The sequence below is a fragment of the Stappia sp. ABD4_338 genome (assembly GCF_056312175.1).
On sequence record NZ_CM149982.1, the window covers coordinates 1,200,680 to 1,214,537 of the forward strand.

Sequence of the window (13,858 nt, forward strand, 5' to 3'; positions counted from 1 at the left end):
GCCATGCCGATCGATCCCGACGACGTCTTCTTCCTGTCCGCTACCGAATTCTGGTTTCAAAGCGGACTGGTGACCCACAACACCAGCCACATCCGGCTTGGCACCGGGGTGACGCCGATCCCGACGTATTTCGGGACGACGATCACCGTCGATCCCTATTTCCCGCAGGCGGCCTATCCGATCTGGGGGCTCGATGGGCTCGGGTGGACCCGGTACTCAACGCCGGTCATGGACCGCACGTCCCTCGACACACGGGTTTATGGCAGCGGCACGCCCTCGCCGGGTGGCGAGGTGCGGCTCGATGCCGGTCGACTGCAGATGTGGGCCGATGACGGCACGCCGACCTTCGATAGCGAGGACAGCCGGCAATATCTGACCGACGTCTACACCGGATCGATCACCATTCCCGAGGTCAACGGCGGGTCTGGCGGGGCCGGTGGTACGCGCCTGTGGGACGTCTCCGGCGGGCCCGTGCGGGCTGGCAGCACGTTTGCCCAGGGCATGGTGCGGCTGGACTCCGAGATCTGGGATCGCGATTGGATGGCCATCGGCGGCACGCTGGCAACGGTGCATCGCGTGCCCCGGTTCTACGGTGTGTGGTTTCCCGGGCAGCCGGCGCGCTGGGGCGCGGTGGCAACGCAACTGCAGCTCCTGACGCCGGTGTTCGACGGGGGCGAGCTGAAGATCCGCGAGGATTACAAGGTCGCGGGACAACAGTTCGGATTGCAGTTCAAAATCCCGACCTTGACTTTCGATTTCGTGCTCGCCATCGGCGGATTCAACTGACCGCCCCCCACAACCCGCTTTTAGCTCCGCCGCCCGGTGCTCCGAGGCGGCTTTTTTGTGAAAGAAAGGAACTGACGACATGTCTACACCTGCGGAAATCCTGTCGAAGCTGAATGCCATTCTCGAGAGCATGGCGAACACCGTGAACGCCGTCGGCCCGACGCGGCTGCTGACCCTCGACCGCGCCACCCGCGCAAACGCGGCGCTCGTCTATCTGCGCGAGGGCGGACATGAGCGGTTCCGCTGGGGCCTGGCTCCCGAGGACAAGGACTTCGTGATCCAGTACAGCCCGGACGGCACGCCGTTCACCTATGACGACCGGCTGCGCATCGACAGCGAGACGGGCAAGGTAACGGTCAAGGGGCTCAGCCTTGACGGGGCGGATTTCGCGAACACCCGTCTGACCGGCCAGACACGCTTTGCCGACGGCAGTGCCGCGGCGCCGGCGGTCACCCGCGAGGGGGACTCCAACACGGGCTTTTTCTTCCCGGAGACTGATCAGATTGCGGCGGCGGTCGCCGGTTCGGAGCTGGCGCGGTTTACGCCGACCGGATTGGCGATCGGCAAAGACACGGCATCGTATCCGTTGGATGTGGGAGGCGCCGGCCGGGTCGAGGTCTTGAATATTGTCGGCACCGCGCCGGTGATCAACTTCTCCGATACGGACAACGCCGTCACCGGGCAGATCGGCTCCGGGACCTCCGATTTCAACATCACCTCGAACGTCTCTATCGACATTCGTCCGAACAACGTGCGTGCCGGGTTTATCTCAAACTCGGGCTGGCAGTTTTTTGCAAACGAGACGGAGGTGGCTCGGTTCACGTCGGCAGGTCTGGCGATTGGCACGAGCAGCGCTGTTGCGCCATTGGATGTGCGGGGTGGTATAGCGGTTTCCCCGGTCGGGCAGTCTACATGGTCCCCGCCGACCGATTTCATCAATCTCCTGTCTGGCGACAACACGAGCAACAATTCCGTGCCGCTGTTGGCGCTGATGTCTGATCGCGCAGACCAGTACGCGACGATCAACTGTCGGAGGTACGGCGCATCCAGTCAGATTGGCCTCGGATTTTCGGTCTCCAACGGTTCCGGCCCCTATGAGGCGATGGTGCTCAGCAACACCGGGCGATTGGGCCTCGGTCTCGATACACCATTGACCGCGCTGCACATGCGGCAGACAGCTCCGATCATGCGGATGGATTCTGTCGGCGGCGTTTATGGTTACAACCTCAAGGCCAATGTCAGCGATGCGAATGATTACGGGTTCGTCATCGAGGACCTCGCCGGAACAGACCTCTATCTGATCCGGGCAGGCGGCGCCGGCGTCGGGTATCACCAGTGGCTCATTGACGGTGTCGAGGCGATGCGCATCGACAGTGCCGGGCGTGTTGGCATCGGGACGTCGGTTCCCAACACTGATCTACACATCAGCAGTGCCTATCCAGCAATCAGATTGCAGGACACCGACGCGGCGTACTCGCAGATCCATGCAAACGGCAGCATTCTGGCGCTGCAGGCTGACCCTCTGAATACCGCGGCCAATTCTCGCATTCAGTTTGAGGTCGACAATGTTGAGTGCGTGCGTATCGACAGTTTCGGCAATCTCCTCATCGGCACCACCACGTCCGGAGCCTCAAAGCTGGTCGTCAACGACGACAGTGTGCAGGTGACCACCCCGAAAACCCCGGCAAGTGCCACCGACACAGGCGAAACCGGCCAGATCGCTTGGGATGATGAGCACATTTATGTGTGCACCGCGCCCGACACCTGGAAGCGCGCCGCGCTCACGACCTGGTGAGGAGACCACTCATGAGCACGACCTACACATGGAGTTTTCCGCAATTCTGCACGCGTCCGAACGTTGGCGAACTGGCCGACGTGGTGTGTGTGGTGCATTGGCGGCTCAAGGGCAGCGACGGCACGCATGAGGCGGAGGTCTATGGCAGCACCACGCTGCCGGAGCCGGACCCCGACAATTTCCGAGATTTCGAGACGCTGAGCGAGGCGGAGGTGATCGCCTGGATCACGCCGCTGCTCGACGTGCCAGCGCTGGAGGGGCGGCTGACCAGGCTGCTGGAGGAGAAGAAAGATCCGCCCGTCGTGACGCGGGCCGCGCCCTGGGTTTGACTGTGGGCGTGAGTGAGGCATGACGCAAATAGCACGGCCACCCCGAAGGGTGGCCGTGCAAGCCCGGGTAAGGGCACCCAAATCCCCGCGTGTGCGGGGAACTTATCCGCTGGTGTACCACAGACGGATCATCCCCGCGTATGCGGGGAGCACGTGCGGTTCGTCTGCAACACAATCGAGGCGTCCGGATCATCCCCACGTATGCGGGGAACACTCCTCGCCGGTCTGTGCATCAGACGCTGCCAGCGGATCATCCCCGCGTGTGCGGGGAACACGGCAACGCCGACCCGCTCGCCCAGACGTTCATCGGATCATCCCCACGTATGCGGGGAACACCAGCCTTCGGGAAGCACCACGTCCACCGCCAGCGGATCATCCCCGCGTATGCGGGGAACACCCTTGCTGAAAGTGCCTGCGGGAATTGAACATTTTTTCCGCTGAACATTCCACCTGAAATTTCGCCTGCTTTTTCACCCCGCCGCCCCGGCATCCGGAGGCGGCTTTTTTGTGCCCGAACACTGGAGACCACATGCGGCTTTCCTGCGACTGGCGCCGCGTGCTGCGGCGCGCCTGGTCCGTGCGCCTGATGGCGCTCGCGATCCTGCTGACCGCTGCCGAGGTGGGCGTGCCCTACCTCGGCGACCTGTTGCCGGCGCGGCTCATGTCCGCGCTGGCAGGCCTGTCCGCCGGCGGCGCGTTCGTCGCCCGGCTCATCGCACAGAAGGAATTTGAAGATGAGAACGAGACTTAAAATCGCGGGGGCACTGTCCGCGCTCGGCATCGCTGCAGCCGGGCTGATCGGCGGGTTCGAGGGGCTGCGCACGACGGCCTATCTGGATCCGGTCGGCATCCCGACCGTCTGCTACGGCGAGACGCGGGGCGTGGAGATGGGCGACCGCCACACGGCCGAGGAATGCCGGGCCATGCTTGGCGATGCGCTGGTCGAGTTCGAGCAGGACATGCGCGCCTGCCTGGATCATCCCGACGAGATTCCCGACGGGCCGTACACGGCGTTTCTGTCGCTTGCCTACAACATCGGCGCTGGCGCGTTCTGCCGCTCGACGCTGGTGCGGCTCGCGAATGCCGGCGATCTGCGCGGGGCGTGCAACCAGCTCCCGCGGTGGAACAGGGCAGGGGGGCGGGTGCTGCAGGGGCTCGTGAACCGCCGCGCCAAGGAACGCGAGATCTGCCTGGCCGGGCTCGACGGCCCCGTGACCGTGCCGGGCGAGGCGACAGCACCTGCGCCCCGGACGGAACCGCCGGCCGTCACGCCCGATGCGGCTGTGGACACCGATCAGGGGGGCTTGCCGCTGGCATGGCTGGGCGTCGCCGGAATGGCGCTCCTGGTGCTGGCGCTTGTGGTGCTGCTGGTGCGGAGAATGCTCCGGTGATCGGCGCGGCTCTGACCCTCATCAAGGGATTGTTCGGCGGGCTGGCCTCCAGCTCTGCCGGGCGCATCGTGATCGTGGTGGCGGCGGCCGCGACGATCGGGGCCGGGGCGCTGTGGCTGTACGGCGAACGGCAGTACCAGCGCGGCGCGGAGCAGGGCGCGGCGGCCGCGTTGGAACAGGCATGGCGAGAGACGGAGGCGGCAATCAATGAGCTGGCATCACAGGCTGACAGGGCTCGCGTTCTGCGGCGCGCTTGCCTTGAGCATGGGCGCGTGTGGAGCAACGCAGACAACCAGTGCAATGCGCGATGACCTCAGGGCCTCGGCCCGGGGCATCATCGGCGTGTCGCTGGTCGGCGCGCGGGGACTGACGGCGGACGACCAGGACAAGATCGACGACACCGTGGCCGGACTGTGCGGCGCGCGCGTGTGGACGCGCTCGGAGTGTGCCCGGCATGACGCGGCGGGGAGTGCGGGCCAATGACGCTCACCACCGATACGGTTCTTTTCTTCGTCACAGTGAGTGGCGCCCTGGCTGGCCTCTGGTGGCGAGTGGAGGCGAGGATTCGCGCAGCCGAGCGCCGGGCGGAGGCTGTTGAACGGGCCTTGAACAGCTACAAGCTCGAGGTTGAACAGCGGTTTGCCCAGCGTGGCGCGCTCAAGGACACCGAAGCCCGTCTGATCAAAGAAATTGACGGCCTCAGGGATGACCTGAAGGGAGTGGCTCGTGCGCTCAATGACCTGCCAGCCCAGATGGTCGCCGCAATCCAACATGTGGGTAATCTTTAAGATGTTGTTTGTAGCTCATGATGCAGTCCAAATATGTAATGACATAAATTTGGGACACTGATAAATTAGGAGCCAATGGTTACAAAATATCGGAATGAAAGTCTCGGCTTATCTACGTAGAAAACGCAATTCATGTTTAAGGAGGTTAGATTTGCCTAAGGTTTCTATCTTTGGAAGCTGTGTTACTCGCGATGCGTTCCAATATATGGATGGTTTTGAGATTGATGTTTATATCGCCCGTACTTCTTTGGCGAGTGTATACTCGCCGGAATGGAGCCCTAGCCTTGAGAACAGGGAATTACTGATCGAAGGTAAAGGAGTCTTTGAGAATCGTATGTTGAACTATGATGTAAAAAAAATTTCTAAGGACATTATCAAAGCGAAAAATGGTCAAGCGATTATAGTAGACTTCATCGATGAAAGATTTGATCTTCTTAAGAATGGAGAGTCATATATTACTAGATCGAATCTATTAATCAGTTCAAATTTGGCTCGGGAGTTCGAAGGCGCAACGCTATTGAGGCGGCGTGAACATGAGGCAATTGATATATGGAAAATCGGTGCCGCGAAGTTTTTGGAAAGTTTAGATAAATCAAAAATAATTTTGCATTGCGCTAGATGGGCCGATCAATATTTTGACCATGATATTGGGGATTTGAAGAAATTTGATGATAAAACACGTAAATATATTGATGAGAATAATAAAATGTTGGAATCATACTATGATTTTGTTAAGAAAAATCATAATTCTGTTGCGCTGGTGATTCCGAGGGAAGATCTAATCTATTCTGACTATGCTCACAGGTGGGGGCGAGATTTTTTTCATTTCTCTAAGGAATATTATTTCGACATTTCCCAAAAATTTAAATATTTTCTGAAATAAAATTTTTTAAATTTTCTTACTGGTGAATTTATGAAATACAAGCCCTTAACGAAGCGGCTCCATAGTGTGATTTTACTGTTACGTTATATCCATTTTGACGGAGATGCTGTTGATTGGTTTAGCCGATATGGCCGGTGCTGTTGACGCGGAACTCACGGGCGAGCAGCCGGATGTCCATGCCGCCATACTCGGCCTACAACTTATCGATTTTTGCATTCCTGACACTGTTCTTGCGGCACAGATCCGAGGCAATAGAATCCGGTTCATGCTCTTTCAATACCCCAATGACCTGCTTTTCATAAAATCGGTTTCACTTTAATCACTGGTCCACTTAATGGGCCAGAGTATACCTCAGCCAGGGTCAAGTCAGTGGAGCAATGCCATAAACTGGCTCGCAAAAAATTCTCCATCTCAGCTCATCACCAGGAAGCTTCACCGATACAGTATTAATATCTGCTTTTTCCAAAAAGCCGTGCCCACATATGCTGTGCATATGACGACTGGTATCGTGATGTCTGAGATTCCTCGGCCTACCTGCATCGAATTCAACTACAATTCGAAATTCTGAGAATGGATGGGTAAGATGCACCCGATAGTTCTCTATCTGTACGTCAACGTCTTCGCCAAAATGAAGCAGTAAACTCGATTTCAATTCCTTTGCGTCGTGGATTTCAATTCGGTCGATGAAATTCAGGTCCATTTCATAAACTGATCCAATTACATCCCTGTAAATGGTCGCACTTGAATACGCATCATGGTGGCCAGAAATCTTAAACAAACCGCTATCTAGATGGCCATCCAGAAAAGCAGTGTGCGGTATAATGCTGTATTCCGTGTTCTCTATAAATACTGTATTATGTGCGAGTGGAGATCTAAGGTATTTTGGGATTTGTTCTTCGTATTGATGTGAGTAGAAGCTGGGATCGATAATCCATTCGACCCCATCAAAGAAAAGAGTGAAGTTTAAGTTGTCACAATGTTTGTGTGTCTCCGATAGGGAGGTCGCAAAAAGAGATAGCATGTAAGATTTATTGTGACCATTTCCTTTTACTATGGCATAACCTGCTTCCTTCAGCAAAGAAAAGGATGGGCGGTTGTACGGGCGTGCGGCTTCCTTTTGTCGGTCGTAGTTTGGAGGTAGCCGGAAAGTATCTCCTTGCGAGGGAAAGCGGCCATTGGGATATCGGAAAAAATTCGAAAACTGCCTCAACTCATGGCTTATTCTGTCAAAATCCGATGGTGTGTTGCTCAGCAAACTAAGTTCGCCAGCAAATTCAACGATACGCTGAATTCCGTGATGATAACCAATGGAATTTTCAACGAAAACAGCAAAGCCATTGTCACGAACAATTAACTCGTCAAATTGCTCCTTGAGCCTCGAAAGTGCTAGGTTCGCCCAATATTTCGCGCATGGCCACTCTGAGAAGTACAGGGCGGAAGTCAGAAGCGCAATGTCCTGAAACCACGCATGATTGTGGTGCCTGTATTTTTGGTGGCTTGCGTAGAACGCGTCAGAACTTAGTAGTTGCGCATGACGAAATATACTCTCAACCAGGCGATGCATGAATCTTGTATCAAATTTAAGCTCCATTCCGAAGTAATGCATGCAGATCAGAGCCAAGCATCTCTCGGCGGTTCCATGATCATACCAAGCGTATTTTATTTCATCTGTATGAGAAAAATAATTTTTCTCAAGCCAATGCTCAATAAAGCTTCGCGCTGCAAATATGGATCTAAGTTCGCGTGTTTTTTTATAGTGAAGCATTAAAAATATTGAGGGGTGGACCGAGTGCCAAGAGAATTTGTAAGTATTATTTTCTTCAATTTGTTTTGGTATAGATGCGCTAAAGGACCAGTCAAGAAGTTGATGGCCATAAAGGGGGCATTTCCCTTCTTCCAAAAATTGGGAAGCGAGGTTTTCATAGTCGAGAAAGCACTTCTCCTGATAGCTCAAAACTATCCTCAAGAGAGTGTGATGAGGTGAAATTAATTCAGGCAAAAAATCATCTTCGAAAGGGGATTTTTCGGACCATAGAACGAGTTGTTCGATATCTAAGTATGCAGAGCCGGAATGGGTGCCTTTGATATAGAGGCGAATATCGGAGATATCACTTGGCTGCTGAGCGACCCAGGCATTGCTCCATAGCCATGCTAAATCGCCTTGGTTTGAGTAGAAGTCAAAATAGATCTCTTGTGGCGGATTTATTGATTTAATATGTCGGAACTCTCCGTTTGAAGTGTATCCAATCGCTATATATTTGATCTCTCCCCAGTTACGTAACCGGAGACGAGCGCCCATACCTGTATGACTACGAGGACATTCTAGATTGAGACGAAACTGAAAGACGTCTCCCGAGCCTGAAAATGAAATGTTTGAGCTTTCAGATCCCCGTTCAATGTCCCCGTCACAGACAATTGTTCCATCAGATGCGTTTGAGATCTGAGTGTGGTCAAAGTACTCTGCTGCAATAACGTTACGGTCTTTAAGTTCAAGCATTCGTGATTTTCCGCTGTTTGACAGGTTCGCCGCAGATTAGTTTTACCTCGGCGTCGATTATGCGTTTGGTCGAGCTTTGATGTGCGACGCGTTCAGATGCTGCTCGAGACATTGCGATGAATTTCTTCGGGTCTCGTACAAGGTCGAGGATTGCAGCGGCGAGGGTGTCTGAGTCCTCCGGCGGCGCAAGATAGCCGCAGGTTTCATCAACGAATTCAGGGACGGCAGCCACTCGCGTTGTGATCGGCACGAGGCCGGAACTCATCGCTTCATCTCGAGATACGCCCTGCGAGTCCATGCGCGTTGGCGTTAACAACACACCGTTGGACCGGTGGTAGGCGGCTATCTCACTATGAGAAAGGAACCCCTTCCTGATTTCAACATTCGGATATTTTTCCAAGGGTGCAAGCGTTTCGTCAAATAGCGGCCCATCACCTATCATGGTAAATTTTAGGTCCTTGAACTCCTCGCTTTTGGACAGTGCTACGATTGCTTCGACCGAGAGATCGTTCGCATATTTTGCGGAAGCGTATGGTCGTATCGATAGAATATTCTTTCTATCATCTTCGTGTTTTTCTTTGTATGCGAACATTTCTGTGTCAATTGGGTTATGGATTATCGAATACTGCCAATTATCGAGGTCGCATTCATAATCTTCCATAACTTCATTGTAGAAGTATGTTGAGACAAAAACAAAGTGCACGTTAGAATTCTTCTTAAGGAATATTTCTCGCCAAAACTCGCGCAATAGCACAGTGCGTGCTTTCGCGACATCTTTCTGCGCTTCGTTCTGATAGTTAAATTCGCGGCGCCACCAAGGCTGTATCTCTGACCCGTGGATCCACACGATCACGCGGCTATGCCGCGTGTGAGGTTCAATCGAAGACCACATGTCCTGGTCGAGAAAATGAACCAAGATATTGTCGTAATGTTGTTCAGAGAGGGTGCGCGAAAGCTGTTCATTCGATCCGCGCGTATAGTCAATGTTCTCATATTCATTGAATGTAGTATCGGCATCAGTAGAACGGCTAAACACATCGAACGCCAATCCTCGATCACGATAGAGCATTGCCCGGCGATGGACGAACCCATTTCGATACTTATCAGCATACGAAGGGTATTGATTAGATACGATAATGTTCTTGGAGGTCGATATTACCGATACAGGTGTTGGTTCGCGCCGTCCTAACAGCAGGCGTTGAACCGTTGCTTCGCCAGGCCCGTATATCCTGAAACCAAAGCGGACCCATTTTGTGCCGTCGGGAAGGTCTAGGGCTTCATTTCGGTTGGCAGCGATGATGGAGTGACCCAGGCGCTCCTTGTTTTCGTCGAGAAACAGCGTCACCCAGCGCACGTTGAGGCCCGGCGTTGTCTCAAGGTGCAAGGGAAGACCTGCGTCCGTTGCCAGGTTCTCAACGGGGTGGTCGATGCGCTGGTATAAGTAGGTGTGCTTGTTGTCCGGAAGGGTCGAGCTCATGCGAAGCTCATCGCCCTCCATCACCCAGGTGACCGACTTGTCTTTTGGTGGGGACATCTCAGCGACGATGCTCGCCGCTGTCCAGGACGGTGCCGTTGTTGCCTGCCGCATAGCTGGCGCAACCCGTTCCGCGCGAGGCAGAATGTCCGGCAATGAGACCCCGAGAGCCAGATCCTTGAGATCGTCAACCCGGTCTTCGACGCCCTGGCGTGGTGTGCCGAGATGTGAGCCATCCTGGCAATAGTTGAACTGGTCTATCGAGAAGGCCGATGTGATCTGTACCGGTTCGCGAAGCTGGTTTTCCAACAGTGCGCTGGCGGCGATGTCGCCTATCTCCGCTCCGTGGAAGAGTGTTCTGCGAGCTGCGACCTGCCTGGTGGTCCGGTACTCGCCGTCCTGGGTGTCGAGGGCGAGACCCTCATTCGACCATCTAACGAAGGAGCCTTTGGTTATCACCGGCGTATCGACATACCCCAGAGCGGCAACAAGATCCGTCAGATAGTGAGGGCCGTAGTAGTCTTCCGGAGCGAGAGGAGCGATGTAGTCATCCGCACTGACAAGCCGGTTGACTGGCGATGTGTAGGCCTGATCCTCGCATCGCAGAATGGTGATGCGCTCATCTGTCGCCCGGGACGCGGATTGGGCGCCAGACCCGGCAAAGACAACAAGCGAACATTGGTCGTATCGTTGACGCTTGAAGTGGCCGACCGCTGCTTCAAGCTCCTTGCCGTCGCGGGCCATCGCCACCATCGTTACATGGGGACGCTGAAGACGCGCGCTGTCCCGGACACCCGTCTTCTCAGCAATGTAGGCAAGCCTATGTTCGTAGGTATGTTCCTGCAGCGCCTTGCGCAGGGCGGCGAGGCGAACACGTTCCGCACCGAAGGGCAGGCTTTCCATCCTGGTGAGCCTGTCCAGCGCCTGTTCGCCACTGTCAGAGGAAATGACCAGATCGCCGAATAGAGTGCGAACGCCTCGGGAGAAGTTGCTCAAGACGATCGTGTTGGACGCGAGGAGCTCATAAACCCGGCGCGCGAACATAGTCTGAGAGTTTTTCACCGAGTTCAGATTAATTGCGTATCTGTACCCTTTGTATGCCTTGTCTATCTCATCAAAGGGAAGCGAGCCCAGAATGTAGGGCGAGTACTTCTCTGGGAACTGGTAGGCGGGGTCGTTCTTTCCGAAGTTTCTGTCATAAATATCGAAATGCTTCGCAGCCGAGAGGTGCTCCAGAAAGTTTTCAAGATTTTCGGTTCGCTCCGGATATCGTGTGTAGTACGCGCCCGCGAAGCAGAAGGCATCCTTCCGAGCATACTTCTCGACGGGATTGTGAATGGCCGGCTGACATGCGAATGGCAGAAGGTAAACATTCTCGTGCCCCAGCGCGGCCTTGTACTTCCCGATGCAATCAAAGTCGGTCGTGAAGACTGCGTCGAAATGATTGGCGGTGTTCAGGAACGTTTCGAAGTGGACCGGATCTTCCTTGTTCCAGAAAGCCGTGGGGACCCCATTTTCTCTGCACCACGAGAGAATAGAGGTCAGTTCACTGCTCAAGTGCCCGATTTTGTTGGCCCATTGCTCATCCTTGCCACGCCATGCAGATTCGATGAGGAGCAATTCGGGCTGAAACCGATCAAGTTCCTCTTTCCAGTTGGCGGGGGTGAGCTGCAGAAAATCGCATTCTGGCGACATGCAGGCGAAGGTGAAATCATCGAGAATGCCTGCAACACGCATCGATTGGTGCATGCGTGGCCAATGCGCTGACGCTTTCTGCTTTTGCGCGCTTTTCGAGGCTTCCTTCGCGCGCATCTGAGTGACCAACTCGTCGTAATGGCGCTTTTCCGAAGCTGAAAACTCGACCGCCGAGAATGCCGAAGAGAGGTGCGTGTGAGCTGCTGTTGGCAGGCCGGATTTCAGGAGGCAGAAGCCAAGCCACTTTTCACGATATGGCTTGGGATCAAGGCGGTGCGCAACCGCGGCCAGAACCAGTGCGCGTGCCGGATCGTCTCCATACAGGGACTTGGCGACAGATGTGCAGGTATCCGCAATTTTCAGCGGCTTGACCCTGGGAACCAAGGTCGTGATGAGATCTGCCACCGGGGAAACCCAGAAAAGATCGCCGTCACGATCGTGGGCCGGTACCAGGGTCTCCAGCCGGGAACGGAGGTCCTGATTGTCTGCCGTCAGCTCAGCGATCCTGTTTCGCTGCGCCTTCTCCAGTTCATGACGCTCCGCCAATTGTCTCTCGAAGTGACGCAGGCGCTCCTCACCGTGCTTCAGTTCGTCTTGGAGTTGCCTGTTGTCACGGTCAATCTCCCGTACTCGGACTGAGAGCGTTTCGGCCTGTGCAGTCAGAGCCTTTCGCAGGCTGTCATGTTCATCGCATGCCTCATTGAGAATACGCAGTTTCTCCTCGCTCGCAGCAAGCTCCTGGTCACGGAAAAGCAGCGTTTCAAGCCGTGCATCATGCTCTTTTCGAAGGCTTTCGTTCTCTTCAAGTGCTTCATACAGAGACTGTCGCAGTGAGACGTTCTCATGAGCCGCACGATCGCGTTCCGCTCCAAGAGCTGCATTCGAAAGGCGTTGTGTCAGCACTGACTGTGCAAGCCTGTCGATTTCAGCCGCTGTTGCCGCGCTCTCCTGATGGGCTTGGGCCAGACTGTCATGGAGCTTCGAGTTTTCAGTGTCGGATTCGGCAATCCGATCAATGAGGGTCTGTTTTTCCTTAGAGAAGGCCGTACGAAGTTTGTCGAGTTCGCTTTCCAGTTCCTTCGCCGTCAGTTCCGCCTGGTCACGCCGATCCTGATCCGTCACCTTTTGCTCGCGCAAGAGATGCAGTTCGGTCTCAGCCGCCGTCAGGCGCACCTTCAACGCCTGCTCTACCTGGGTTCTATCTGCATGGGCCTGCTCAAGTGCGGACCGCAGGGTTTCACGCTCAGCCTCGATGCCGGACATGCGCCGTAGCGCTTCGTCGCGCGCGCGTATCGTTTCCTCGTTCTCGGAGAGGCGTTTCTCGAGCTGCCGGTATCCATCTTCCAGTTGCCGGTACTCTTCCTTTTGCGACGCCAAGGCGGTTGTCGCGTCAGTCAGCTTCTGCTGGCCGGCATCTCCGCGCGCCGCGAGTTCCTGCAGGCGCCGGTCCCGTTCATCCAACTGCCGGTAGAGGCGAACCGCATGGTCGTGAGCCGCGCTTTCCGTCATGCGCAGGAGAGCCTCGGCCTCCGAAGAGGACGTCGCCGCCGGAATTGTTTTCCTCAAGACAACGCGAATGTAGCCATCATTGACGGAGAGATGCTCCAGGCTTCCATGAGCGTGCAGGAGCTCGACGAGGTCGCTCAAATAGAAGGTCGTCTTGTGATCCGGGTCGGGGAAAACGCCGAAGGGCGTGGTGACGATCAGTCGCCCTTCATCCTTGAGGTGCTCCAGTGCACGCGAAATAAATCGGTCCACCGCCGTAATATGCTCGATAACCTCGCCCAGGATGACTGTGTCAAAATGTGGTGTCGGCTGATCCTGGTAGAGGCTGGATTGAAAAAAGCGAACGCGCTCCCGAACCGCCGGATCTTCGTGCTCCAGAAGCTTGTTCGCGTAGTCGATTGCCTCGCCATTGATATCAATGCCGACGACCTCAAAACCTTCGCGTCCCAGAAGGATCGGCAGGATACCTTCGCTGGTCCCAACATCAAGAACCCGGTTTCCGTAGGCCTGGCGGGCGATCCAGTGTATCCGGCGGCGGAGCTTCTCGATGGTTTCCGCCCCGCCCCATTGGCCCATGTATGCCTTGGCGACGTTGTCGCGCGCGAGCTCGAGCCCCGCTCCCTCGTGCAGCTTCTGGATGCCGTGGATTACCTTCTGATTGACCAGACTGTCCTTCATCTTAAATCCCCGGAAGCGGTTCGAGAGTGTCAGCTT

At 55.4% G+C, this 13,858-nt stretch carries 11 protein-coding genes; 9 read left to right on the forward strand and 2 right to left on the reverse strand.

The window, feature by feature from the left end; all coding sequences use genetic code 11:
- Positions 1–3 precede the first annotated feature (3 nt).
- The 9 genes from ACYX4S_RS05510 to ACYX4S_RS05550 all read left to right on the forward strand — a co-directional run bounded on the left by ACYX4S_RS05510 (position 4) and on the right by ACYX4S_RS05550 (position 5,972).
- Entirely contained in the window at positions 4–786 is a 783-nt protein-coding gene (locus tag ACYX4S_RS05510) for a hypothetical protein (protein WP_476362169.1), read from the forward strand.
- 79 nt (positions 787–865) lie between these two features.
- Positions 866–2,581: a hypothetical protein gene (locus tag ACYX4S_RS05515; RefSeq protein ID WP_476362170.1), complete on the forward strand. Its 1,716-nt coding sequence runs from the start codon at positions 866–868 to the stop codon at positions 2,579–2,581.
- An 11-nt stretch (positions 2,582–2,592) separates the two neighbouring features.
- Positions 2,593–2,910, forward strand: a complete 318-nt coding sequence (locus tag ACYX4S_RS05520) for a DUF7936 family protein (protein WP_476362171.1) — start codon at positions 2,593–2,595, stop codon at positions 2,908–2,910.
- Between the two features lie 529 nt (positions 2,911–3,439).
- Positions 3,440–3,661, forward strand: coding sequence for a DUF7940 domain-containing protein (locus tag ACYX4S_RS05525; protein ID WP_476362172.1), 222 nt, complete (start codon positions 3,440–3,442; stop codon positions 3,659–3,661).
- Positions 3,645–4,301 (forward strand): lysozyme, encoded by a 657-nt coding sequence (locus ACYX4S_RS05530; protein ID WP_476362173.1) that lies wholly within the window; start codon positions 3,645–3,647, stop codon positions 4,299–4,301. Before ACYX4S_RS05525 ends, ACYX4S_RS05530 begins: the two co-directional genes overlap by 17 nt.
- Positions 4,298–4,612, forward strand: coding sequence for a hypothetical protein (locus ACYX4S_RS05535; RefSeq protein WP_476362174.1), 315 nt, complete (start codon positions 4,298–4,300; stop codon positions 4,610–4,612). The genes ACYX4S_RS05530 and ACYX4S_RS05535 overlap by 4 nt, the downstream gene beginning before the upstream one ends.
- Entirely contained in the window at positions 4,509–4,784 is a 276-nt protein-coding gene (locus ACYX4S_RS05540) for a hypothetical protein (protein ID WP_476362175.1), read from the forward strand. Before ACYX4S_RS05535 ends, ACYX4S_RS05540 begins: the two co-directional genes overlap by 104 nt.
- Positions 4,781–5,089, forward strand: a complete 309-nt coding sequence (locus ACYX4S_RS05545) for a hypothetical protein (protein ID WP_476362176.1) — start codon at positions 4,781–4,783, stop codon at positions 5,087–5,089. The genes ACYX4S_RS05540 and ACYX4S_RS05545 overlap by 4 nt, the downstream gene beginning before the upstream one ends.
- 151 nt (positions 5,090–5,240) lie before the next feature.
- Positions 5,241–5,972: a DUF6270 domain-containing protein gene (locus ACYX4S_RS05550; protein ID WP_476362177.1), complete on the forward strand. Its 732-nt coding sequence runs from the start codon at positions 5,241–5,243 to the stop codon at positions 5,970–5,972.
- A gap of 361 nt (positions 5,973–6,333) precedes the next feature.
- Here ACYX4S_RS05550 and ACYX4S_RS05555 read toward each other — a convergent pair whose 3' ends face one another.
- Positions 6,334–8,469 (reverse strand): heparinase II/III domain-containing protein, encoded by a 2,136-nt coding sequence (locus ACYX4S_RS05555; RefSeq protein ID WP_476362178.1) that lies wholly within the window; start codon positions 8,467–8,469, stop codon positions 6,334–6,336.
- On the reverse strand, positions 8,462–13,822 hold the full coding sequence (locus ACYX4S_RS05560; RefSeq protein ID WP_476362179.1) for a methyltransferase domain-containing protein: 5,361 nt from the start codon (positions 13,820–13,822) through the stop codon (positions 8,462–8,464). Before ACYX4S_RS05560 ends, ACYX4S_RS05555 begins: the two co-directional genes overlap by 8 nt.
- Between the last annotated feature and the right edge of the window lie 36 nt (positions 13,823–13,858).

What these genes read in the sequence shown, in the direction of transcription:
- ACYX4S_RS05510 (WP_476362169.1), top strand. Translation starts at nt 4, where the DNA reads ATGCCGATCGATCCCGACGACGTCTTCTTCCTGTCCGCTACCGAATTC.
- ACYX4S_RS05545 (WP_476362176.1), top strand. Translation starts at nt 4,781, where the DNA reads ATGACGCTCACCACCGATACGGTTCTTTTCTTCGTCACAGTGAGTGGC.
- ACYX4S_RS05525 (WP_476362172.1), top strand. Translation starts at nt 3,440, where the DNA reads ATGCGGCTTTCCTGCGACTGGCGCCGCGTGCTGCGGCGCGCCTGGTCC.
- ACYX4S_RS05520 (WP_476362171.1), top strand. Translation starts at nt 2,593, where the DNA reads ATGAGCACGACCTACACATGGAGTTTTCCGCAATTCTGCACGCGTCCG.
- ACYX4S_RS05555 (WP_476362178.1), bottom strand. Translation starts at nt 8,469, where the DNA reads ATGCTTGAACTTAAAGACCGTAACGTTATTGCAGCAGAGTACTTTGAC.
- ACYX4S_RS05560 (WP_476362179.1), bottom strand. Translation starts at nt 13,822, where the DNA reads ATGAAGGACAGTCTGGTCAATCAGAAGGTAATCCACGGCATCCAGAAG.
- ACYX4S_RS05530 (WP_476362173.1), top strand. Translation starts at nt 3,645, where the DNA reads ATGAGAACGAGACTTAAAATCGCGGGGGCACTGTCCGCGCTCGGCATC.
- ACYX4S_RS05515 (WP_476362170.1), top strand. Translation starts at nt 866, where the DNA reads ATGTCTACACCTGCGGAAATCCTGTCGAAGCTGAATGCCATTCTCGAG.
- ACYX4S_RS05540 (WP_476362175.1), top strand. Translation starts at nt 4,509, where the DNA reads ATGAGCTGGCATCACAGGCTGACAGGGCTCGCGTTCTGCGGCGCGCTT.